This window comes from Treponema sp. R6D11 (assembly GCF_054786075.1).
This window is the reverse complement of record NZ_BDHD01000559.1, coordinates 1-785: the sequence shown is the minus strand read 5'-3', so window position 1 is coordinate 785 and position 785 is coordinate 1. Positions and strand designations below refer to the sequence as shown.

The 785-nt window shown below is 47.8% G+C and carries 1 protein-coding gene; it reads right to left on the bottom strand.

Translation table 11 applies throughout. From position 1 onward, the window contains the following. The coding region (locus ACYVTD_RS14665; protein WP_461248457.1) for a 3-isopropylmalate dehydratase large subunit at positions 1–785 on the bottom strand (785 nt) is incomplete at both ends.

Below are 785 nucleotides of genomic sequence, written 5' to 3'. Positions count from 1 at the left end.
TGTCCGTGGTTGCGGGAGCGATGATAGCCCTAACAGAGTCGGCAATTTTTTTGCCACGCAAAATAGCAGCGGCTGCACGAAGGTCTTCGAGCCTGCCGTTTGTGCAGGAGCCGATGTAAACTTGATCGAGCTTTGTTCCGGCAAGTTCACGCACAGGTTTTACTTCGTCAGGCTTGTAGCCGACTGTAGCAAGCGGCTCCAATTTTGAGCAGTCAATATCGACAACGCCAGAATATTCAGCGTCGTCATCGCTAATCCATTTTGAAAAATCTTTTAACGCTTCTTCTTTACTTGAATAAGTTTTATCGCCGTCAGTCCCTATAAATTGCCACAGGTAATTTACAGTTGTCATATCGGGCATACATACGCCGCTAGTGGCTCCCGCTTCGATTGCCATGTTGCAAATTGTCATTCTGCCTTCCATGCTCATGGAAGAAATTACTGGTCCTCGCAGTTCCATAACTTTTCCCGAAGCACCCGAAACGCTTATTTTGGAAATGATAGCGAGAATTACATCCTTAGGCGAAACGCCCTGCGGCAATTCTCCAAGCAGGTTGACCCGCAAAGTTTCAGGTTTGCGAAATGCACATACGCCTTTCAATATACCAACTTCAAGATCGGTAGTTCCGACACCTGCGGCAAAAGCACCGAACGCTCCGTGGGTGCAAGTGTGGCTGTCGCCCATAATAATTGTAAAGCCCGGGCGGACAAATCCTTTTTCGGGGAAAATAGCGTGGCAAACGCCGTTTCTGCCAATGTCAAAAAAGTCCTTGATATTGTGCCGA